This window comes from Paraperlucidibaca baekdonensis (assembly GCF_003387535.1).
GTDB lineage: Bacteria > Pseudomonadota > Gammaproteobacteria > Pseudomonadales > Moraxellaceae > Perlucidibaca > Perlucidibaca baekdonensis.
Genome location: NZ_QUNR01000002.1, coordinates 517,442 through 538,467, shown reverse-complemented (window position 1 = coordinate 538,467; position 21,026 = coordinate 517,442). Strand labels below are relative to the sequence as shown.

Below are 21,026 nucleotides of genomic sequence, written 5' to 3'. Positions count from 1 at the left end.
TCCTCGAGTTTGCTATCAGCCGCTTCCCCTTCAGCTTTTAATGCCAAGCGGTTCCAGTCAGTACCAACCCACGCATCGACATCGTAGCCAGAGTTTATTTTCCCTTGGCTGCTGGCAACTTCTAGCTGATTAAACAACACACTCCCCATGATGCCGTTACCCATCATTTTCGGCGGCGGTATTGGGCCAAAGTCACGGCCTTGCGAGTAGTCTGGACTGCGAGCATCGGGTGGCGCTTTACCTCCCTGCATTTTGCCCATATTCATAGAGCCCATGCTCATAGCACCATGCTTCATGTGAGACATATCCATTGAGCCTTTGCTCATATCCATGCCTGAATGATCCATGGAGCCACTACTCATATCCATCCCCGACATATCCATAGAGCCTTCGCCCATGTCCATGCCGTTCATTTGCATATTCGAATGATCCATTACTGCCTCCGCCGACAGAACGGGAAAGCTCAGCAACAGTGCGCTTAACGCGAATACAATTTTCATAATTAATCCACCACCACTTCACGAAACATGCCGGATTCCATGTGATAGAGCAGGTGGCAATGCCATGCCCAGCGCCCCTCCTCGCCGGTTACATCGAAGGAAATTTTCTGCGCAGGTTGGACCATGATGGTGTGCTTGCGAACTTGAAAGTCGCCATTCGCGTCGCGAAGATCACTCCACATACCGTGCAAATGCATGGGGTGCGTCATCATGGTGTCGTTGACCAATGTGATCCGTACGCGCTCGCCTTTGGCTATATAAACCGGCGTAGACTCTTGAAACGTTAGGCCATCGAAACCCCAGATATAGCGCTCCATATTGCCAGTTAGATGCAGCTCTAATTCGCGCGTAGGCTCAGACAGCTCATTATTGGCTTCACCAATGGAGCGCAAGTCGGCATAGGTTAAAACTCGGCGGCCGTTATTGCGCAGGTTAACGCCTGGGTCATCTAAGTTTGTTCGCGGCGAATCGACATGCATGTCGGTGCTAAAACCATATTCTGTGCTGGCATGCTTTACTGTCGTTTTACCCGACATATCACCCATCATGTCGCTCATGCTCAGCCATTGAGCTTTATCTAACGCTGGCACCGGCGCAGACAAGCCATCACGGATCGCTAACGTGCCTCGAGCAAAGCCTGAGCGATCAATATTTTGTGCAAAAATCGTATAGGCATCATCGCTAGGCTCAACAAGCACATCGTAAGTTTCAGCTACGCCTATGCGAAACTCATCCACCGTAACGGGCTCAACCAACTGCCCATCGGTGCCAATGACCGTGAGTTTTAAGCCCGGAATGCGCACATCAAAAATCGTTTGGGCGCTGCCATTGATAAAGCGCAATCTAACCCTGTCACCCTTGTTAAATAGCCCTGTCCAGTTCGATGCAGGATTGGTGCCATTCATTAAATAGGTGTACGTGCCTGCTGATAAATCCGTAAAGTCCGTGGGACTCATCCGCATCTCATTCCACATCTTTCGGCTTTCTACTGCGCTCTTCCAGCCGCTTTTACGCATATCCGCGATGAAACGCACAGCAGTCGGCTGCTGATAGTTGTCGAAGTCGGACTCAGATTTGAGCTTGTTCAACAACACCATAGGGTTTTCATCAGTCCAGTCGGAAAGCATCACCACATGATCACAATCGGCTTTGACAATTTCACCTTCGCGAGGCTCAATGATAATCGCCCCCATCATGCCCTTTTGCTCTTGAAAGCCTGAGTGCGAGTGGTACCAGTATGTGCCGCTTTGAAGAATAGGAAATTGATAGGTGAACGTCTCTCCAGGGGCAATGCCTTCAAAGCTAATGCCCGGTACGCCATCCATCTCATAGGGCAGTAAAAGCCCATGCCAGTGGATTGATGACCACTCCTTCAAGTGATTGGTCACATTGATGGTGACCGTCTCACCTTCCTTGAAGCGCAGCACGGGCGCAGGCAAGCTGCCATTAATCACCGTAGCAATCTTAGATTTGCCGGTGTAATTGACCAACTTCTTATCGATCGATAGGTCAAAACGCTTGCCCTTTAAATGTGGCATGGGCATGCGACCTATCTCTGGCATGGCCGACGTTGCCCAAGCGCCTGAGCTCACTGCGAGCCCCGTTACGGCAATGCCTTGAACAAACTGCCTACGTGAAAATTGATTAGCCATACAACACCTATGAAGTTCTTGGAAAACACGCTAGCAGTATCGAGCATGAATGCAAAAAGCCCGACATTCGCAACCAATTTCATACAACAAACGTAGATTTGACCACAGAGTAGGATCGTTCAAAGCCACATAGTAGTTTGTATGAGCTACTTAGCGCGCGTTAAACAGATACGCCCTACAAAGCATCAAGAACGTGGTGCGGTCATGCTCATGACAACGAGTTTTATGCTGTTGGGCGTAATGTGCCTTGCTTTGGTTGTAGACACAGGACGTCTGTATGTCATCAAACGCACCCTACAAAGGCAAGCTGATGTAGCCGCTCTTGAAGTAGCTGTCCGTGGCGGCCGATGTGATGATGGGTCGGCACAGCAAATTGCTCAAGAAAACTTAGCCCGTAACGGATTTACTCTCGACGCTGAGCATCAACTAGCATTACCAGAGTGCGGCGACATTATTGTTAATAATCATATGCGGCAACTCGATACCGCTAGCAGTAGTAATAAGGCAATTGCTATTTCACTTAGCCAAACTACGCCAGCAAGCATGATTGCCGGCGGCGCCTTTGGTGAAAGCATCACAATTTCTGCACGTGCCGTAGCAAGTGCAAATGGCAGCCCTTTAGCCATGCTTACCCTGCGCAGCACATTGCTCAATGTAAATATCACTAAAAACAGTAAAGCAAAGTTGCTTAGCGACGTTTTTGGCGGCCTACTAGGTGGCAACTTGAACATTTCAGTTGGTGCTTGGAATGGGCTTATTCATACCGATATCGATATTTTTGAGTTCATGGATCGACTAGCCGTCAACATCGGCGTTAGTGCTGGTGAATATGACAACCTTCTCTCCACTGAAGTGAGCACGGGAGAGCTAATCCAAGCAGCAATTGATGTACTAGAGCAGCAAAATGGCACTCCGCAAGTCACACTCAATGCTTTAGAGGCGATTGTCGCCCTCGATCAAATTTTATTGGCCAGCTCAGTTAGTTCAAGCCAACTCAAACTAGGTGAAGTCGTTAGCCTTGCAGCTGACGCGGACTACGATGGAGCTAAAGCGCGAGTGCAGCTCTATCAGTTTATCCAAGGCATTATTCTGCTTGCCAACCAACATAATGCCGTCAGTGCTGTTATCCCTATTGATCTATTAGGCAATACGGTCGATCTCGCCATCAAGGTCATCGAACCACCACAGTTTGCCGCTATTGGCGACCCTGCAGCAGCGAAAGATGAGGCATATCTAGCTGTAAATAACAGCCCTAATAGAATTTATGTACGCTCGGCACAGCTTCGTATGGTTTTCAGTGTATCGCTTAGTAATGAACTGACATCACTAGTCTCAGGCCTAAGTACTGCCGTGAGCAACTTAGCCAGCCCATTAGTTAGCGTGATAAATGGTTTACTTGGCCTGAACTTAGGCGTGTTACTTGGTGGGCAAGACCAGTTAAGCATTTTATTACTGCCCGCCCCGTTCCGGTTTGATATCAATCTAGATCTTGCTGGCGGTGATGCTCGAGTGACTGACTTTAGCTGCCAAGGCAATGAGAAATCCCTAACTGTGCCGGTTAAAACCGCTGCAGCAACCCTTCGTATTGGCAAGATGGGCACTTCCGCAAACGATGCTAAGGAGCAGGTAATGTCTGCTCAGTCAGAGCCCACGGTATTACCAATACCACTTGTCGACTTCGGCATTAAGCATTGCTCGATATTATTCGGCTGTGGTGCACGAGTGCCATTTGCCGCCGGTGGACTTGGCTTAAAGGTCAAATCATCTGTCTTTGGAGCTGAAGGTACGCTTCTGTTTGAGTCTCCCGCTGAGGAAAACTTACCTGACTTAGGAAACATGGCGGAAACCCGTGGGAGCCAAGTGTATCAATCGATTAGCTCAGCAAGCCTTATAGAAAGCCTTAGAGACACGTTATCAGGGCCAGAAATTACCGCTTACGAGGCTAATGGCAATACGTTGGGCTCAGTGCTGATGCTCGTAGGAAGTGTCACAAACACGGTCGTTGCACTTCTAAAAACAGCCATAAGCACAGTTCTATCGCCACTGCTTGACCCATTGCTAACGTTCTTAATAGAAAACCTTGGCTTAGACTTGGCAAAAACAGAGGTTGCCGCAAACCTAAGCTGCCACGCAAACCAAGGCGTATCCATGGTTATGTAGGCACAGGTAAGCGCCCTCAGCTCAAAATTTTTGCTCAAGTAGGCGGCAAGTCATAATCAGTCGTTAATGTGCGTAGGTCTTCAATATTGTCAGTCAAGGCATTGAGCACCACACACTATCTAGAGGTATGTCATGAAATCCTGGAACAATCTTGCAGCAATCACCGTAGGCCTAAGTCTGCTAGTTAGCAGCCCTGTTTTTGCTAAAAAGCCTGATTTTGCTGAGCATGGTGGAAATCACTCAGCGGATCATGGTCATGGCAAAAAGCATGATGAGAAACGTCACACTAATTATTTCGACCAGAATAGATCGAAGCAGATCAGCGATTATTACAGTACCAAAGCTAAGAATTCTGGCCGTTGTCCTCCAGGCTTAGCTAAGAAAAACAATGCTTGCCAAGCCCCAGGACAAGTCAAAAAATGGGCTAAAGGTCAGCCATTGCCAGCCGACGTGATTTATTACAACCTGCCCCGCAACCTGCTATACGAGTTAGGAAATACACCTGCTGGCCAGAAAGTGGTCCGTGTTGGGGAAGATATTTTGCTAATCAACGCCGTGACTGGTTTGGTTATCGATGCAATCGAGCATGTCTTCCAATAGCTCACATATAATGCGCTGCAACCAGACCCACCATAGGAATCCAGCGTGGATGCATTTTTAGTCTCAACCGGTATCGTGGCGCTTGCCGAAATGGGCGACAAAACCCAACTCTTGGCTTTTATGCTGGCTGCGAAATTTCGTAAGCCAGCCCCCATCATCTTCGGCATTTTAGTAGCGACACTACTCAACCATGGCATGGCCGGTGCGCTTGGCACGTGGATTCCTCATCTATTAGATGCTGAGGTTTTACGCTGGGTGCTCGGCATTGGTTTCATTATCATGGCTATCTGGATTTTGATTCCCGACAAGCTCGACGAAGGTGATACCAAGTTCGTGTCATTAGGCGTTTTTGGCACCACCGTCGTCGCATTTTTCATTGCTGAAATGGGCGATAAAACCCAAATAGCCACGGTCGCGCTTGCCGCCCAGTACCAAAGTTTTATCGCAGTCGTTCTTGGCACCACTGTGGGTATGCTTTTGGCCAATGCTCCCGCCGTGCTTCTAGGTAATAAGTTCGCCAGCTCATTACCAACCACATGGATACATCGTGTAGTCGCCGCAATTTTTGCCATCATGGGCGTCGCAATTTTACTCGGCCTTGGCTCTTATTTAGGCTTATAGAGCACTAACGGGCTGGCTTGTCAGTGCTCATTAACCGGTCTTTTCAGCTGCGTGCTGCACGTTCTCCTGCTGCTCAATTTCTACCGCCGTTAAGCCTTTCTTCTTTCCTTGCACATACCTCAAGTACGCAGGTATGTGTGTTTTACCCATGTATTTATCAAGATACGGTAGAAACCCAGCGTAATTGCCTTTGAATTTAGCATGGTGGAAATCGTGATAAACAGGGCCTTCGTACACAGGTAGCAAATGCACTGGATTCCAGAGAATGTCATAGCCAATGTGGCCATCTGCACCTTCAATTTGCCGGATAATTACCCAAACCCATACGACATACAGATGCGCTCCCAGAAGAATCGGGCCAATCAAGGTCAGCGTTGCGGTTAACGAATACTCCAGCCAGTGCATATAGTTGCCGTTGATACCGCAGGTGTTACGAACCCTGTGATGCACGCTGTGCACATGCCTCAGCAACCACTTGTTCTCGTGCATGTAACGATGCATCCAGTAATACAGAAAATCATCTAGCAGCACGAAAAACAGCAATTGCGCCACAATCACATACCAAATTGGTAGTTCGTTATTGTGCACGGCAGTGAGTTTGAGCAGCGGCCAGCTCAGCACCAGCAGCGAGGCCAAAATAGCGTTGTTAAGAAGAATGCGCCCGATAGACGGCAGCAGAAACCTTTTAACCTCAAACGGTTTTTGCTGAATTTTATATTTTCTCAGCGCGACAGGATCCAGCCAAGCAACGATTGTCCAAGGCGTTGCGACAAGCAAAAAAGCCGCCATGCTGATGGCCAGCGTGGCCATGGGAAACTGCCAAAACCAAGGGTCGTTATAAAAGCCTTCCCACAGCCCAAATACACTAAAGGTGCTGTCCATAAACCATCCATTTTAATCGTATGGGTATTGAAAACTACTGTTTATTGAAAAGCATCCTAGCCTGCTATAACGTAGCTTGATTGCTTGATTACGAATAAAAATTACTAAAAGGCGAAATAAATCATCAATAAGCCAGAGTTAGATGCCTCTCGCAACCAACCACTAAACTTTGTGGTTGGAGCGTACATTCAGCCCATGCTCGTGGCTTACCTTCAACAAGGCGGCCGCTTATCTGCCCTTGCTGATGCTATTTCTGTTAGCGATTTATGGATGCTTAACCCGCCGGACATTGTCGCTGTAGAGGATTACTTTCGGCTGTACCTTAGCGCAAGCGAGCTTCTTCATGATCCCTTGCTCGGTATAAAAGCGGGTCAAAATGCAGGTTTGGAAAACTTCGATGTGCTAGGCGAGGCTCTCACCAATCTGCGCGCAAAATCTCTGACCCTAGGCCATGCATTACATCATTGGCAGCGCAGGCTATCGGCACCTACATCAATGATGCGCCTGAAAGCTTTTTTCAATTCGTTACGCTACAGCTGATTATTGGCCCACTCATTGGTGGTGGCATTGGCTACATCCTCGCTCGTTTGCTAGATCGCTGTATTATCAACGGCTATGTGTCTCCCCCTAGCCGCGGCATTGCCGTGCTCGCCGGCGCGCTACTGGGTACTGACAAGTTAACTTCTTAGCTCAGCAATAGTTGACCCTGGTGCCTTTAAGCAACCACCGATCTCCACGTCGCGAACGCAGCTGTCCTGCTGCGTCGATAATGACTTGCTGAAGTTAGATGTCGGCCTAGATTAAATAAGTTGGAAACTGCTGCATGGTTCGTTAGAAATAACTGAGCCTGGCTCGGCGATTTAAACCGTCGCATTCCTCGCTCTCGAAATCGCGTCAACTCATGCGATTGTTCAGCTCTATTATTCGCGTACTTAGCAGTATTGTGATGAGCAGTCGGCATTAGCTCGCACTGAGCTACCTTATAGCTTGCCAATTTATCAGTGACTATCGTTCGTGGTTCGCCGCCACTGCTGCGTAATAAGCGCTTGAAGAACTGCTTTGCCGCCGCACCATTGCGCCTACTCTGAACAAAGACATCGACCACTTCACCATCTTGATCGACAGCTCGCCACAAGTAGTGTTGTTTTCCGTTTATCTTGATGAATACCTCATCAAGATAAAACGTATCGCCAAATCCGCGATGTCTTTGCTTGAGCTTGCGAGCATAAGCGGGTCCGAACTTGATACACCACAATCGGATCGACTCATAACTGACAGAGACACCCTTCTCTGCCAGCAAGTCCTCGATATCACGGAAGCTCAGGTTAAAGCGGTAGTAAACCCACACCGCGTAGCTGATGATGCTGGAATGAAAACGGTGTCGTTTGTAGGTACTCATACGCGAATTATCACAAGCGTCGAGTTAACTTGTCAGTACCGTCGCAAATTGTTGGGTTGCTTGGCTACACCGAGCAAAGTAGCTTCAACCGAGCCTTTCGGCGCTGGCATGGCCAAACCCCTAGCGCTTATCGTCTGAGCCTGTCGTCAAAAGACAATTTATTGTCATCGAATGCCAATTAATTGTTTAAGAAGACTCGTACAGTCATAAAGTCACTTCGCTATGAGACTCAGACATGCAAACAACAACAAAACCGCTAGACGTTCTGATTATTGGTGCCGGACTCTCAGGCATTGGTACAGCCTGTCACTTAGCACGCGAGTTTCCGAACAAGACCATCGCACTCATTGAGCGCCGCAAAACACTGGGCGGCACCTGGGATTTATTTCGCTATCCCGGCATTCGCTCTGACTCGGACATGGCCAGCTTTGGCTATGGATTTAAGCCGTGGCTGGCCTCGAAAGTCCTCGCTGATGGCCCGGCAATCCGCGAATACGTTATTGAAACAGCCAAAGAGTTTAAGCTCTATGAAAAAATTCATTTTGGCCTGCAAACCCAAACGGCTAACTGGTCATCGACAGATAAATTATGGACGCTGGTCACGCGAGACGAAGCCAGCGGTGAAGAGCAAACCTTTACTGCACGCTTTTTAATTAGCTGTACCGGCTACTTTAATCACGACCAAGGTTATCAGCCTGAGTTTGTTGACGAAGCATGTTTCAAAGGTCAAATCATTCATCCACAGCAATGGCCTGAGCACCTCGACTACCGCAACAAACGCGTTGTCGTCATCGGCAGTGGCGCAACGGCTGTCACGCTGGTGCCCGCCATGGCGGAAAAAGTGCGCCATATCACCATGTTGCAGCGCTCACCCTCTTATGTTTTTGCCCTGCCGAACAAAGATAAAATCTCCGATGTATTAGCTAAGTTTCTGCCCGATAGTTGGGTGTTTAATTTAGCGCGCAGCCGCAATATCGCCATTCAGCGCGCACTGTATTTGTCTTGCCGCCGCTGGCCCAATGCCATGCGCAAATTTTTACTCGGGCAAGTGCAAAAGCAGATTGGTCAACACATCGATATGCGTCATTTCACTCCGCAGTACATGCCATGGGATGAGCGCCTATGCGTCGTACCAGACGGCGACCTTTTTGATGCCCTGCGCAGCGGCAAAGCCTCGATTGAAACCGATGTTATCGATCGTTTTTGCGAAAATGGCATTTTACTCAAATCAGGTAAAACGCTGGAAGCCGATATAATCATCAGTGCCACAGGGCTGCAGTTACAGATGCTCGGCGGCATGACTATTTCGGTTGATGACCAGCCGCGTCATCTCAATGAGCAGATGGTTTATAAGGGTCTATTAATCGAAAATATTCCCAACTTGGCCTGGGTTTTTGGCTACACCAATGCGCCATGGACGCTGAAAGCCGACTTAGCGGGACGTTATCTGTGTCGTTTATTTAAGCATTTAGACGCTGAAGGAAAATCAGTAGCATTACCCAAAGGTTCACCTGGCATGGCACTCGATACCGGCATCGTTGACAGCCTACAGTCGGGCTATGTGCAGCGCGCTAAAGACATCATGCCGCGCCAAGGACGATCTGCGCCATGGCAAGTCACCATGCATTACGGCAAAGACAAGCACATGCTGCTGAAAGAGGCGCTAACTGACAGCGCGCTACAGCTTTTTTAGGACAGCGCTTTAGAGCCTGACCAGTGAGCACCTAAATACGACGCCTTGTCGACTCGCGGTACTCGCTCGGTGCGCAACCCAACCAGCGACGAAACGCGCGCACAAACCCACCGGCGTCCATAAAGCCCAAATAAGCCGCTAACTCGTCCATTTTCATGGATGAGTTTTCGAGTAGTAATAAGGCAATTTGCCGGCGCTCTTCATCCACAATATCGCTAAAGCTTGTGTCTTCCTGCTCGAGTTTTCGCCTTAATGTTCGGGCTGACATGGCAAGCGCCGTGGCGACATCATCCAGTGAGCAACTCAGGCTCAGGTCGCCTAAGAGCTTTTGCCGAACACGCCCAGCCACACCTGAGGCGCTGATTCGTTGTAGGCGCAAGCGGCACTGCGCTTCTAATAATAAAACTAAGTCCGCATCGTAGTTAGCAAACGGCAAATCGGCCTCTGCACGACTCACGGTAATGCTATTTTTCTTACCACCGACAATCGGCTTGATGCCACAGAGCGTCTCAATACGCTCGGTATCTATACTGGGCGGGCCAGCAAATTGCAGTTTTTTTATGCTAAAGCCTGAGAGCGACAGCTCCTTGATCAAATTGATCGTGGTCGCCATATCGCGCTCTAGCAAAAACTGTCTCAAGTGCAGCGGAATGCTGCTGGGGTCAAGGCTGATGCCAAAGTCATCGCCCTCATCAATCAAGGCAACCTGACAATAGACGGTGCTGAGAGGCAAATAGCGAATACCGATTAAGACCGCGTCACGCAGGGTTTTGCTGGTACGCAGCGCAAAGCCCCACACCCCAAATGTGGCCAAGCTGTATTGCAGACCCAGCTCAAAACCCAGCGCTGGCCCCTCTGGCGTGGCTAATATTATATTTTCGATCAATCGCATTTCTTGCTCACGACTAACCAAACCTTCCACGCTCGATAGCGCTGCCTCAGTGATACCCGTGCCAAGTAGACAGCTCGCTTTATCTACGCTGCGATGACCAGCAAAGTTGATCATGACTTGGCACACAGCCGCTGGGTGCATCTGCTTTTCTTGCGTGGACATAAATAAGGATGCCTTGTTAACAATGGAACAATGTTGGCCGCAGCGTCACGATCATTGGCCACCGTGGCCGTAGTGATCATTGCCAGTAGACGCTATGGTGACCACTCGGTACTCAGAGGAATACAACGATGGATCTTGACCGCGCCGCATTAAATAAACAGGCCATCCACAGCGCCAAACACTATATGGGCCACATGGCCTGGCCGACCATGCTACTCACGCTCTGCGTGGTCATCGCGTTTTGGGGCACTTTAGCGCTGTTTGCCAACGGCTTGCTATCGCCTTGGTTGGCATTTTTTGCCTGCGCCGTATTGACCTATATGTCCTACACCCCACTGCACGAAGCCGCTCACGGCAATATTCATGGCCAGCAAGACAAATACAAATGGCTCAATGATCTCTGCGGTTATTTAGTCGCGCCCATCATTGCTATTCCGTATGCCTCGCACCGCGTGGAGCACTTTACGCATCATCGCTACACCAACCAAGCCGACAAAGACCCCGACTTTGTTGTCAGCAACATGAGCAAAGGCGCGCTGGCGTTCATCCTGACAATTTTCAAATTTCTCTGGACGCAAAATAGCTTCTTCGTGAAGCACGGATGGGATCATGCCTCGCGCAAAGAACGCGGCATTTACTGCCTAGAGGTGATGGCCTCGCTGGGCTGGCGCATCGCCTTTCTGGCGCTGGTTGATCAGCCCGGCACGGCAGCGGTGGTGCTTTTGGGCTATGTCTTGGGTGGCATGTTTACCGCCTACTGGTTCGCCTACCGGCCACACTTTCCTTACGACCAAACCGAGCGCTACCGCACCACCAGCAGCCTCATCATGCCGCGCTGGATGAAGCCGCTGGAATGGTTTTGGCTGGGGCAAAACTTGCACTCGGTGCATCATTTATTCCCACGGGTGCCGTTTTATCACTACCACGCGCTGCACCGTGACATTGAGCCGGTACTTAAGGCGCACAACACCCCGATTGTCGGCATCTTTAGTCGGCAACCGGTTTGAGGTAGACATAATTGCGTATAAATAGTGCGTTTAACCAGACGAAAACTCAGCGGTGCTTAACTTTACCTGCTTAATAATCTGCTTGAGTAAAAGTCTGCATTCCGCCTTTGCTCGTGGATCATGCCATTGCTCCACGTAAAGGCCCCGCCCAATGCACTCAACATAGGAAGTTCGGAGTGCTAAGTGAGAGCTTAGTTCTTTAGCACGTAAGGCTTTGGCTGTGCCATCTAGGAAGTCAAGAGTGGCGCGTGTTGCACGCAATCTATTCCACACCAATCGTGTTTTTAATCGCGAGTTTGTTTTTTTGCACTCATTGACGACTTGCATGACGGACTCGGTGGCCCACACATCCGGTGCCGAAGCCGTGAGTGGCAACAACAATAAGTCGCCAATAGCCATTGCTTCGCGTAAAAATTTTACACTGCGTGGCGGCAGATCCATCACGATCACGTCACATTGCGCATCTAGCTGCTCAGTAATTTCGGCCAAGCGCGAAGCACTCTCACAGCCCAAGGTGACGATATTGGCGTCAGCACGAATGGCTGCCCACTGCGAACTAGTGGCCTGCGGTAAGTCGGCATCGAGCAAGCCAACACGGAAATTTTGTGCCAAATAAGCGGCTAAAGTAGTCGCCAAAGTGGATTTACCGACACCACCTTTGAGGTGGGCCACAACAATGATTTTTGCCATTGGTAATCAATAGCATAGATATAAAATCGCTTGCCACCTCGCCAATATTACAAATGTGCATTTAACGATCAGTTGTGATGGTGTCCATAGGAGTCGGTTGTTGATCAAACACAAAAAAGCCCCGATATCCGGGGCTTTTTCGAGAGCTGATTTAGGCTTTTTTCAGTTTCTTAGCCAGCTTTTTCAGCTTTTTCTCTTGCTTTGAAATTTTTGCTTTTGTGGCTTTAACGGCCTTTTTTAAAGCTTTTTTCACGTTCGCCATGAGGTATTTCTCCAAGTGATGAGCGCTTCAGCGCAGTAAGTCATCGTTGGCGGTCATCCGCCTGATGCTGATCTAAGTAGCCGCGAATGAAACGACGAATCTCACGAGCGGCGCTAGTATCTTGCTGCTCACATAGAGCAACAAATTTCGCTCGTTCATCCTCAGTAATGCGGATGATGAGTTGAGCGTTCTTCTTTTTCGACGACTTGTCGGACATCGTATGAGTTCCCGCTCAGTTTTCGTAGTGCATTCACGCAAACACACCATAGCGACTATCTATATGATAGTCAATGTATATACAAAAAACACCGCTGATGCTGTGAATAAGCACCTAGGCTTTCGCCGTCACTGTCACCATCATCTTTGAATAGCCACGGACAAAGTTCGATTGCACCAACTCCGGCTCTGACACCAAGGTGATGTCATCGAAGCGCTGCAACAGCTCCTCCCACAAAATGCGAATTTGCATTTCGGCTAAGCGGTTGCCCATGCAGCGATGCACACCAAAGCCAAAGGCCAAATGGTTACGCGCCTGTTTGCGGTCGATCATAAACTCGTCTGGATGCTCAATATTTCGCTCATCGCGGTTGCCAGAGGCATACCACATCAGCACTTTATCGCCCTTGCGAATGAGCTGGCCGTTGAGCAGGACATCTTGCTTGGCAACGCGGCGCATATAAGCCAACGGCGTTTGCCAACGAATAATTTCCGAGACCATATTGGGGATAAGGCTCGGGTTTGCCTTGAGCTTAGTCCATTGCTCGGGGAAGCGATTGAGCGCAAGCACACCGCCGCTCATGGAGTTACGCGTGGTGTCATTGCCGCCAACAATCAGCAGCGCCAAGTTGCCAATAAACTCCATGGGCCGATGCACTAAGTCGGCGGTATCCTCGTTGGCTTGCAGCAGACTAATCAAATCGAACCCCGCAGGACCGCCGGCGCGTTTGATGGCCGCTTTTGCGTGCCAGAGCTCAGCAAACTGCTTGGCCATGTCGGCCACACCCCGAAACGTCTCGTCCATATCGGCAGCGCCGCCAGTCGTCTCGGGACTGCCCGCCGCAAGGTCTGACCAGTACACGAGACGGTGACGATGCTCATAGGGAAAGTCCAATAACGTCGCTAGCATGCGTGCCGTCAACTCAATGGATACCCGCTGCACCCAGTCAAAGGGCTCGCCAATGGGCAGCTCGTCGAGCACCTCTTGCGCGCGCTGGCGAATCAGCCCCTCCATTTCTTTTAGGTTTTGTGGTGCCACCACGCCTTGCACGGCTTGACGCTGCACATCATGTTTGGGCGGGTCCATGGCGATAAACGTTTCGACCGCCAAGCCATCAGGCCGATCACCCAGCAAAATAATGGGTTCCGCTGAAAACAGGTCATGGCGTTTATCGACAAATAAAATGTCTTCATAACGCGTCACCGACCAAAACGGGCCAAAGGCGCTGCGCGGTTGATAATGTACTGGGGCTTCATCGCGCAGACGCTTGAAGTAAGCCTGCCACTGGCCTTGGCGGTATAAAAACGGATTGCTGAGATCAATGTCTTCGAGGCGCAACTGCGAGACATCAGGAATCGGCGTCTCAACAAAGGCCGGAAACTCGGGCTGTTGCGTGACTTGCCGCTTCAGCACCTGATACGCGTGCGCGCTTTTGACTTGCCAATGGATGGGCAGCAGCGCCTCGGCTTTTTGTCTGACGGACTGAATAAAGGTCATGGCATGTTCCTCATGGTGGGCCGCATTACATTTGAAATTCGGGCAGGTGCAGCACCATGCCGGCCATCGCATCGGTCACGATGATTTGGCAGGAAAGCCGCGAATTGGCGGTTTTCTCAGGGGTCATATCGAGCATTTGCGACTCGATGGCATCGGCCTGCCCTGTCGCGGACTGCCACTCCGACGCAACCATGACGTGGCAGGTACCGCAGGCGCAGGCGCCACCACAGTCGGCATCGATACCAGGCACGGCATTTTCCACGGCGTGCTGCATCAGCGACTTGCCGGCCTCAATAGCGACCTCATGCGCGGCGCCATCGTGTGTGACAAAAATTAGCTTGGTCATTTATTCATCTCTCCGCTAGGACTGAAATAGCACCGATCTCACCTGACTTTATGAGCATTAGCGCGAATAAATGAGGTCATTTGTTGACAACAACGGGTCATTTCAAGACAGTGGCAGGCACGCTCACGACAGGTTTTCGCATGGACATCGCCAGCATCCCATCGAATTACTCACGACTCATTGGCCGCGAGCTGGGTCTGCAGGTGCGCGACTTGCCAACACTTCTGGCACATACCTCGCTCACCAGCGATCAGTTTACTCAGGAAGACACCTACCTCACCGCGGCCCAACAGATTCAAATTATTGCCAATGGCCTTGCCTTAAGCCCGCACGCAGATTTTGGCCTACGCCTTGGGCAACGCCTGACGCCATCGACACATGGCGCGATGGGTATTCTCGCCAGCACCAGCCAAAACCTATTGATGGCGCTGCAGGCGTTTCAAACCTTCTTGCCCACGCGCATGAGTTTTGCGCAGCTCTCGCTAACGGAGACCGCGCGAGAGCTGCACTGCCATATTCGCTTTACCGTCGCGCTCAGTGACGCGGTCTATCGCGTGCTATCCGAGACATTTGCCGTGGTATTTTTTGAATGCGCTGAGTTCATTATTGGCCGGCCGTTGCATGAGGCAGAGGCGCATTTTTGCCATCAACAACCGAGCTATGCAGCAAGCTACAGCCGCTATTTGTCTGGAAGCTACACCTTTTCGGCGCCACAGTTGTGCATGAAAGTGCCGTTGGCGAGCTGCCACATTAGCAATGCCTCAGCCAATCGCGACAGCTATGCTTTGGCCATGCAACATTGCGAAAAAATGCTCGCCGAGCTCAATGCCCATGAGCACAGCATGGTGTATCAGGTGCAAAAAATCATGCTCTCGCACCCGCTCGGTGGCTTTAGCGAGGCCGATGCAGCCGCCGCCCTGTTTATGAGCAAGCGCACCTTGGCGCGGCGGCTCGCAGACGAAGGCACGGGCTTTAGGCCGCTGCGTGATGCGCTGTTGGCGCAGCAGGCCAGCGAGTATTTACGCCAAACCACGCTCTCCGTTGAGACCATTGCCACGCTGCTGAATTATCACGACAGTGCCAATTTTCGGCGCGCCTTTAAACGCTGGCATGGCATGTCTCCCCATGCGTATCGCCTGATGGCCACACCGTAGCGTCAGATCAGCTTGTCCGGCGCCAAGAGCGCGGCCAAATAATCCGGGTCTAAATCCGTCATCTCGATGGCCACCGCCAAAATCGGTCGTTTTTCGGCATAGGCGCGCTTGGCGATGTCGGCGGCCTTGCTATAGCCAATGTCACGGTTTAGTGCCGTGGCTAAGATGGGGTTGCGCGCTAGCGGCCCCTCAAGCGCGGCCGCATTCACGCTAAATGCCGTGATCACAGGGCTTAGCGCTCGGCAGCTGCCGGCGAGCACGTCAATGCTTTGCAGCAGGTTATAGGCAATCACAGGCAGCATCACATTGAGCTGAAAATTCCCCGAGCCGCCGGCGCAGCTGATGGTGGTGTCATTGCCCATGACCTGCACGGCAGCCATCGCCACGGCTTCTGGCACGACCGGATTAACCTTACCCGGCATGATGCTACTGCCCGGCTGCAAGGCCTCGAGGCGAATCTCAGCGAGGCCGGCCAACGGGCCACTGTTCATCCAGCGCAAATCATTGGCAATTTTCAATAACGCCACCGCCAAGGTTTTGAGCTGGCCGGATACCTCAACGGCGGTATCTTGACTGCTGATGGCGGCAAAGGCGTTATCGGCCGGTCGAAAGTGCTGCCCACTTAAGCGCGATAGCGCCTGGGCAAATTGCTCAGCAAACGACGCCGGCGCATTGACACCGGTGCCCACCGCCGTGCCACCTTGCGCCAGCTGCACTAAGCGCGTTTGACTATCGCGAATGCGTGAAGCAGCTAAGCTAAGCTGCGCACGCCAACCGGATAATTCTTGGCCAAGGCTTATCGGCAGCGCATCCATGAGGTGGGTTCGGCCGATTTTCAGCTGGCCGCCGAGGCCTTGCTCGCGCCGCTCAATAGCGCGCATGAGGTCTTCTAACGCCGGCATGAGCTGCTGCTCAAGGGCCAGCTGCGCGCTGACATGAATGGCTGTGGGAATCACGTCATTGCTGCTTTGACTGCAGTTCACATGGTCGTTGGGATGCACCGTGGTGGACAGCCGCCGACTCGCCAGCGTGGCGATGACCTCGTTGGCATTCATATTGGTGCTGGTGCCTGAGCCGGTCTGAAACACATCCACCGGGAACTGGTCGTCATGCTCACCCGCCGCCACCGCCATCGCGGCCGCATAAATCGCCTCGCCCATGGTCTCATCGAGCAATCCCAGCGCGCTATTGGTCTTCGCGCAGGCGGCTTTAATCAGCCCAAGACTGGCAATAAATCGCGGCGGCATGCGTAGCGAGCTGATCTTGAAGTTATTCAGCGCACGCTGCGTTTGCGCGGCAAACAAGGCCGTTTGCGCCACTTCAACCGCACCGAGGCTGTCAGTTTCTAGGCGATGGCTCATCTCATTCCCTCCACTCTGCGGCAGACATCACCACTCTAGCGAGGGTGCAAACCGAGGTCGATAGGTATAGCGTAGAGATGAACAGATGAGGAGATTGCCATGCAAAGTGTTCATCATTCCATGAGCGAGCTGTTTAAGCAGCTCGGCCTACCCGACTCCGATGCGCAGATTCAACAATTCATTGCGACGCATCGGCCGATTGCCGATACCTGCCCACTGCCGGAGGCTGTGTGCTGGTCGGACTCGCAAGCCAGCTTTCTGCGCGAAGCGGTGGCGCTAGACTCTGACTGGGCGGTGGTGGTTGACCAGCTCAGCCAGGCCTTGCGCAGCGCAGACTAGGGTTTCGCGACGCGACAGTTTGCAGGAATCTGGCGCGCCGCCGTGAGTACGCCATTGAGAATGTGCGTTTTGAAGCTGTTCAGGCGATACATATTGTCGCCATGACCGAGTGCGGTATACCACGCCACGCCGCCTAAATTGTCATGACACCAAACCATCGGGTGGTCGCCCATGGTCCCCGACTCGCCAAATGGAAAGCTTGGCGAACCCGGCAAATTGGTGGTGTTGGGCGACTGCAAATAGCTCGATTCATCAATCGACATGAGCACGTTCACGCGCTCACGTGGGTTGCTTTGGAAACTGTAGAACTCCTCGTAAATCGTCCAACGCAACGGAATCGAGCGCATGCTCGGCTCAGTAGGCGCCTCGTTAATCAACGTGGCATATTGCTGCAATGGATGACATTTAAAGTAAGCCCCCACGAGCTGCTCATAAAACGGCCAGTCGTATTCGGTGTCAGCGGCCGCATGAATGCCCACATAACCGCCACCACGGCGAATAAACTGCTCAAATGCTTGCCGCTGAGACTCCTCCTCAAGCACCGTGCCGGTGGTGTTTAACCACACAACGGCTTGGTATTGCGCTAGATTCTCGGCCGTGAAAGCGCTCGCATCTTCCGTGGCATCGACACCAAAGTTATTTTCTAGGCCTAAGGCATTGAGCAGACGAATACCCTCGGGAATGGCGTTGTGGCGAAAACCTGCCGTTTTCGAGAACACCAAAATCTTAAAGTCCGAGCGCTCAGCACTCGCCACAGAGCTTGCCGGTGGCGCACTATCGCCCTGGCAGCCCGCCAGCAACATCACCAATACCACAAGCAAACGAGTCATGGTGCTACTCCGCCGGCTAAGGCTCGGCTAATCCGTAGTGAATTAGCTAAAATGGTCAGCGTTGGGTTGAAGCCAGGAAAGGTAACAAAGGTCGAACCATCGACCACGTGAACATTGTCAACATCGTGTAGGCGGCCCAAACGATCACACACCGAGCGCTCGGGATCGAGCCCCATCCGCGTGGTGCCCGCCTGATGGAATGTGGTCGGAGCGGCATCACTGAGCAATGGATTGGGCAGCACAGCCGCGGCAATAGCGCCGGGTGCAGCCAAACACATCAGCTCTAAACGCGGCGCCAAATAAGCCGCCGCCGCTTTTTCATGGGCATGCGGCGCATACGTCACGCGCGCCGCTGGCAGACCGCGAAAATCCTTCACGGTAGGGTCTAAATCGATACGGTTATTGGCCTGCGGCAAATCCTCGCCGACCATTTGTAGACCCGCAATACGCAGCCGCATAGGCGAAAGTTTCATGACCTGCTTATGCAGCAGACCATCGAGACCAAAACCCAAATAGTTCATCGCCTCAGTGACCAACGGCAAGCCGCTGCCAAGCTGCACAATCGCACCTTTAATATAGGGCACGCCCAAGGCTTTCACCTCGGGACCGGTAAACGGCCCCACAAATTCATCGACCTCTAAAGTCGTGCTTTGCGCGCGCAGACTTTGGATGTCTCGCGCAAAAATCGCACCGCCCATGGTGAAATTATGAAACATCATATTGCGGCCAACTTGATCTGAGCGATTACCCAGTCCTGTCGGATGCGCTGCATTGGCTGACATGAGCAGCAAGCGTGCGGTTTGAATTGGGCTCGCCGCCAGCAAGATATGGTCGGCGCTAATGCGCTGCGAGCGGCCCGCTTCATCGTAATAATGCACCGCCGTGGCCCGTGTGCCGAGACTATTCGTTTCAATTTTATAGGCCAGCGCACGAGCAATCACACGGACTTTTTGATTCAGCATGGATGGGTTCAAGTAGGCCGTGAGGCCATCATTACGGGCATTGATGGGGCAACCAAAACCCGAGCATAAGCCGCAGGAGTTACACGCTGGACGGCCATCGAAGCTAACCGAGTTGACCGCTGCCGGGTAAGGATAGGGTTTATAGCCTAGGGCCTTAGCGCCCTCCGCCAACAGTTGTGCAGCATAACCGGTGGGATTCGGCGGCATGGGGTAGTCGCGCGTACGTGGCGATTGCGCTTTGACAAACTCAGGGATTTTTGACAAATCACCCTGCACACCGAGGTGCTGCTCCACCTCATCATAAAACGGCGCAAGGTCATCGTAGCTAATCGGCCAGTCGGCCACCGTGGCGTTATTGACGGGGCCAAGATCACTGAGCTGCGTAAAATCTTGCCGCCAAAAACGAGGAAACTTGGCGTTGTAATGCATGGCCGTACCGCCCACCGCCGCGCCCATATTGACCACCAAGCCTTGAGCACTGCGGTCTACGCCTTGGGCGGCCTCAGATTGCGTGCGCCCGGTCATCGGCTCCATGCGTGGGTCCGGGAAGCCAAAGGCGCGCAGACCCTTGAGCTCATCACTGCCATAGAGGGTGCCTAATTCCGCACTCGGCTTTTCGCCCAAGCCCGGTCGCAAATTTCGACCACGCTCGAGCATCACCACCTCCCAACCGTTGCGCGATAGCTCCCACGCGGCGGCACTGCCAGCAGGCCCGGTACCAATGATAATGGCGCTCTTTCTCATGAGCCTTCTCCCGGTGCCTTTGGCTGTTTGGCAGTCACGAACGCAGTAATGCGCTCGCGGCTAGATTGACCATCAATCATCATCGCCAAACTAAATTCGTCAGATCCCATGGCAATAAGCCGCGTCAAAATCGCCGTAATAATGGGCACATCGGTAATCTCCGGCACAGGCAATAAAGCGCCTAATCGCGGCGTGTTACGCGGACCACCAACGCCCTGATTTTCACCGCGACGAATACCCAACAGTTCCAGCAAGCCGGGGTTATCGGGCTCAATCACTTGCTCGGGCGTATAGCCGGTGGGTTGTACATCGCCCTCATATTGCGTGTATCGCCAGGCCACCAAGTCGGCATTGCCGCCGTATTCGGGCGCGCCATACATAAACTCCATGGTCTGCGTCACGGCAATATCCATCATGGCGACAATCGCCGCATCGCTCGTGGTTTTCAGCAGCAGTGTTTGCGTGATGGCGGGCATCTGCACAAAGCGTAAGCCCAGTGGCGACAGCCCATCAAGCGCAGCTAAGCCCTCGCGATAAATGCTCTGCCAGCCGCGCTGCTCACCATTAAATGTGCGCTCGCTCTGCCCTTGCGTGCCTTCAATGCGCAGCTTCCAAGCCAGCGTTTCATAGCTATCGAGCTCAATAAATTGCTCGAAATGATTGACCGATGAACCCGCGCGATTTGAAAACGGCCCGCCAGCAAAAATCATCGGCGGCGAAAAAGAAAACGCCGACAACAAAAGCTGAATCGCCTCCGCACAGCCCGCGCTATCGGCGCCTGGGGCGGTGTCGGCGGGCACAATGGTGGCCACCAATGCACGCAGCTGTTGCATCTCGGCGTCGCTCAAGAACATCGGCCCGGTTTGCATGGGTAGGCTCAGCTTTGCCGTAGGCAAGCGCCGATCAGGGCGGCTCGTTGAGTCATCTTGGCAGGCTGTGAGCGGAATACCCACGAGCGGCACAGCGGCGGTAGCTAATGCCGTCTTTAATAATTGACGACGGGGGATGGCGGGTAACGTCATGTGGCACCTATTGTTATTTTAAGTGAGTACCGAT

Annotated in this window: 22 protein-coding genes; 9 read left to right on the top strand and 13 right to left on the bottom strand. The window is 52.1% G+C overall.

Going from position 1 to position 21,026, the window contains the following annotated elements; all coding sequences use genetic code 11:
- On the bottom strand, positions 1-500 hold a 500-nt coding region (locus tag DFR26_RS06575), incomplete at its 3' end, for a copper resistance protein B (RefSeq protein ID WP_181899004.1).
- A 2-nt stretch (positions 501-502) separates the two neighbouring features.
- Positions 503-2,152, bottom strand: coding sequence for a copper resistance system multicopper oxidase (locus tag DFR26_RS06570; protein WP_116208144.1), 1,650 nt, complete (start codon positions 2,150-2,152; stop codon positions 503-505).
- Between the two features lie 141 nt (positions 2,153-2,293).
- Between DFR26_RS06570 and DFR26_RS06565 the strand changes: the two genes are divergently transcribed.
- From DFR26_RS06565 to DFR26_RS06555, 3 genes are all read left to right on the top strand, one after another.
- Complete coding sequence (locus tag DFR26_RS06565) at positions 2,294-4,312, top strand: Tad domain-containing protein (protein ID WP_116208143.1); 2,019 nt, start codon at positions 2,294-2,296, stop codon at positions 4,310-4,312.
- Between the two features lie 132 nt (positions 4,313-4,444).
- Complete coding sequence (locus tag DFR26_RS06560) at positions 4,445-4,912, top strand: hypothetical protein (RefSeq protein WP_116208142.1); 468 nt, start codon at positions 4,445-4,447, stop codon at positions 4,910-4,912.
- Between the two features lie 45 nt (positions 4,913-4,957).
- Positions 4,958-5,533: a TMEM165/GDT1 family protein gene (locus DFR26_RS06555; protein WP_116208141.1), complete on the top strand. Its 576-nt coding sequence runs from the start codon at positions 4,958-4,960 to the stop codon at positions 5,531-5,533.
- Between the two features lie 30 nt (positions 5,534-5,563).
- Here DFR26_RS06555 and DFR26_RS06550 read toward each other — a convergent pair whose 3' ends face one another.
- Positions 5,564-6,415, bottom strand: coding sequence for a sterol desaturase family protein (locus DFR26_RS06550; protein ID WP_116208140.1), 852 nt, complete (start codon positions 6,413-6,415; stop codon positions 5,564-5,566).
- A gap of 195 nt (positions 6,416-6,610) precedes the next feature.
- Here DFR26_RS06550 and DFR26_RS06545 point away from each other — a divergent pair, with 195 nt between their 5' ends.
- Positions 6,611-6,955 (top strand): AraC family transcriptional regulator ligand-binding domain-containing protein, encoded by a 345-nt coding sequence (locus tag DFR26_RS06545; protein WP_116208139.1) that lies wholly within the window; start codon positions 6,611-6,613, stop codon positions 6,953-6,955.
- 175 nt (positions 6,956-7,130) lie between these two features.
- Here the strand turns inward: DFR26_RS06545 and DFR26_RS06540 are convergent, their stop codons facing one another.
- On the bottom strand, positions 7,131-7,814 hold the full coding sequence (locus tag DFR26_RS06540) for an IS6 family transposase (protein ID WP_116208138.1): 684 nt from the start codon (positions 7,812-7,814) through the stop codon (positions 7,131-7,133).
- 29 nt (positions 7,815-7,843) lie between these two features.
- Between DFR26_RS06540 and DFR26_RS11295 the strand changes: the two genes are divergently transcribed.
- Together DFR26_RS11295 and DFR26_RS06530 are read left to right on the top strand one after the other, a co-directional pair.
- On the top strand, positions 7,844-7,996 hold the full coding sequence (locus DFR26_RS11295; protein ID WP_116208137.1) for a helix-turn-helix domain-containing protein: 153 nt from the start codon (positions 7,844-7,846) through the stop codon (positions 7,994-7,996).
- Between the two features lie 53 nt (positions 7,997-8,049).
- Entirely contained in the window at positions 8,050-9,507 is a 1,458-nt protein-coding gene (locus tag DFR26_RS06530) for a flavin-containing monooxygenase (protein WP_116208136.1), read from the top strand.
- Between the two features lie 31 nt (positions 9,508-9,538).
- On the opposite strand, the gene DFR26_RS06525 is transcribed toward DFR26_RS06530, so the two are convergent.
- Positions 9,539-10,561 carry an AraC family transcriptional regulator gene (locus tag DFR26_RS06525; RefSeq protein ID WP_116208135.1) on the bottom strand — a complete coding sequence of 341 codons (1,023 nt, stop codon included), beginning with the start codon at positions 10,559-10,561 and terminating at the stop codon, positions 9,539-9,541.
- Between the two features lie 128 nt (positions 10,562-10,689).
- Here DFR26_RS06525 and DFR26_RS06520 point away from each other — a divergent pair, with 128 nt between their 5' ends.
- Positions 10,690-11,568 (top strand): fatty acid desaturase family protein, encoded by an 879-nt coding sequence (locus tag DFR26_RS06520; protein ID WP_116208134.1) that lies wholly within the window; start codon positions 10,690-10,692, stop codon positions 11,566-11,568.
- A 30-nt stretch (positions 11,569-11,598) separates the two neighbouring features.
- On the opposite strand, the gene DFR26_RS06515 is transcribed toward DFR26_RS06520, so the two are convergent.
- The 4 genes from DFR26_RS06515 to DFR26_RS06505 form a co-directional block, all read right to left on the bottom strand.
- On the bottom strand, positions 11,599-12,258 hold the full coding sequence (locus tag DFR26_RS06515) for a ParA family protein (protein ID WP_116208133.1): 660 nt from the start codon (positions 12,256-12,258) through the stop codon (positions 11,599-11,601).
- Positions 12,259-12,560: 302 nt separating this feature from the next.
- On the bottom strand, positions 12,561-12,737 hold the full coding sequence (locus DFR26_RS11085; protein ID WP_181899003.1) for a hypothetical protein: 177 nt from the start codon (positions 12,735-12,737) through the stop codon (positions 12,561-12,563).
- A gap of 114 nt (positions 12,738-12,851) precedes the next feature.
- Positions 12,852-14,234: a cytochrome P450 gene (locus DFR26_RS06510; protein ID WP_116208132.1), complete on the bottom strand. Its 1,383-nt coding sequence runs from the start codon at positions 14,232-14,234 to the stop codon at positions 12,852-12,854.
- Positions 14,235-14,259: 25 nt separating this feature from the next.
- Positions 14,260-14,580, bottom strand: coding sequence for a 2Fe-2S iron-sulfur cluster-binding protein (locus DFR26_RS06505; RefSeq protein ID WP_116208131.1), 321 nt, complete (start codon positions 14,578-14,580; stop codon positions 14,260-14,262).
- Between the two features lie 80 nt (positions 14,581-14,660).
- On the opposite strand from DFR26_RS06505, the gene cypR reads away from it, so the two are divergent.
- Positions 14,661-15,734 carry a transcriptional regulator CypR gene (gene cypR / locus DFR26_RS06500; RefSeq protein ID WP_245953028.1) on the top strand — a complete coding sequence of 358 codons (1,074 nt, stop codon included), beginning with the start codon at positions 14,661-14,663 and terminating at the stop codon, positions 15,732-15,734.
- Positions 15,735-15,736: 2 nt separating this feature from the next.
- On the opposite strand, the gene DFR26_RS06495 is transcribed toward cypR, so the two are convergent.
- A complete protein-coding gene (locus tag DFR26_RS06495; protein ID WP_116208129.1) occupies positions 15,737-17,095 on the bottom strand; it encodes a class II fumarate hydratase in 1,359 nt (452 codons plus the stop codon).
- 99 nt (positions 17,096-17,194) lie between these two features.
- Here DFR26_RS06495 and DFR26_RS06490 point away from each other — a divergent pair, with 99 nt between their 5' ends.
- A complete protein-coding gene (locus DFR26_RS06490; RefSeq protein WP_116208128.1) occupies positions 17,195-17,434 on the top strand; it encodes a DUF2789 family protein in 240 nt (79 codons plus the stop codon).
- Here DFR26_RS06490 and DFR26_RS06485 read toward each other — a convergent pair.
- Genes DFR26_RS06485 through DFR26_RS06475 form a run of 3 tightly spaced genes read right to left on the bottom strand, consistent with a single transcriptional unit; the run spans position 17,431 to position 20,992 of the window.
- Positions 17,431-18,264: a ThuA domain-containing protein gene (locus DFR26_RS06485; RefSeq protein ID WP_116208127.1), complete on the bottom strand. Its 834-nt coding sequence runs from the start codon at positions 18,262-18,264 to the stop codon at positions 17,431-17,433. The genes DFR26_RS06490 and DFR26_RS06485 overlap by 4 nt on opposite strands.
- Positions 18,261-19,970, bottom strand: coding sequence for a GMC family oxidoreductase (locus tag DFR26_RS06480; protein WP_116208126.1), 1,710 nt, complete (start codon positions 19,968-19,970; stop codon positions 18,261-18,263). Before DFR26_RS06480 ends, DFR26_RS06485 begins: the two co-directional genes overlap by 4 nt.
- Positions 19,967-20,992, bottom strand: a complete 1,026-nt coding sequence (locus DFR26_RS06475; RefSeq protein ID WP_116208125.1) for a gluconate 2-dehydrogenase subunit 3 family protein — start codon at positions 20,990-20,992, stop codon at positions 19,967-19,969. The genes DFR26_RS06480 and DFR26_RS06475 overlap by 4 nt, the downstream gene beginning before the upstream one ends.
- Between the last annotated feature and the right edge of the window lie 34 nt (positions 20,993-21,026).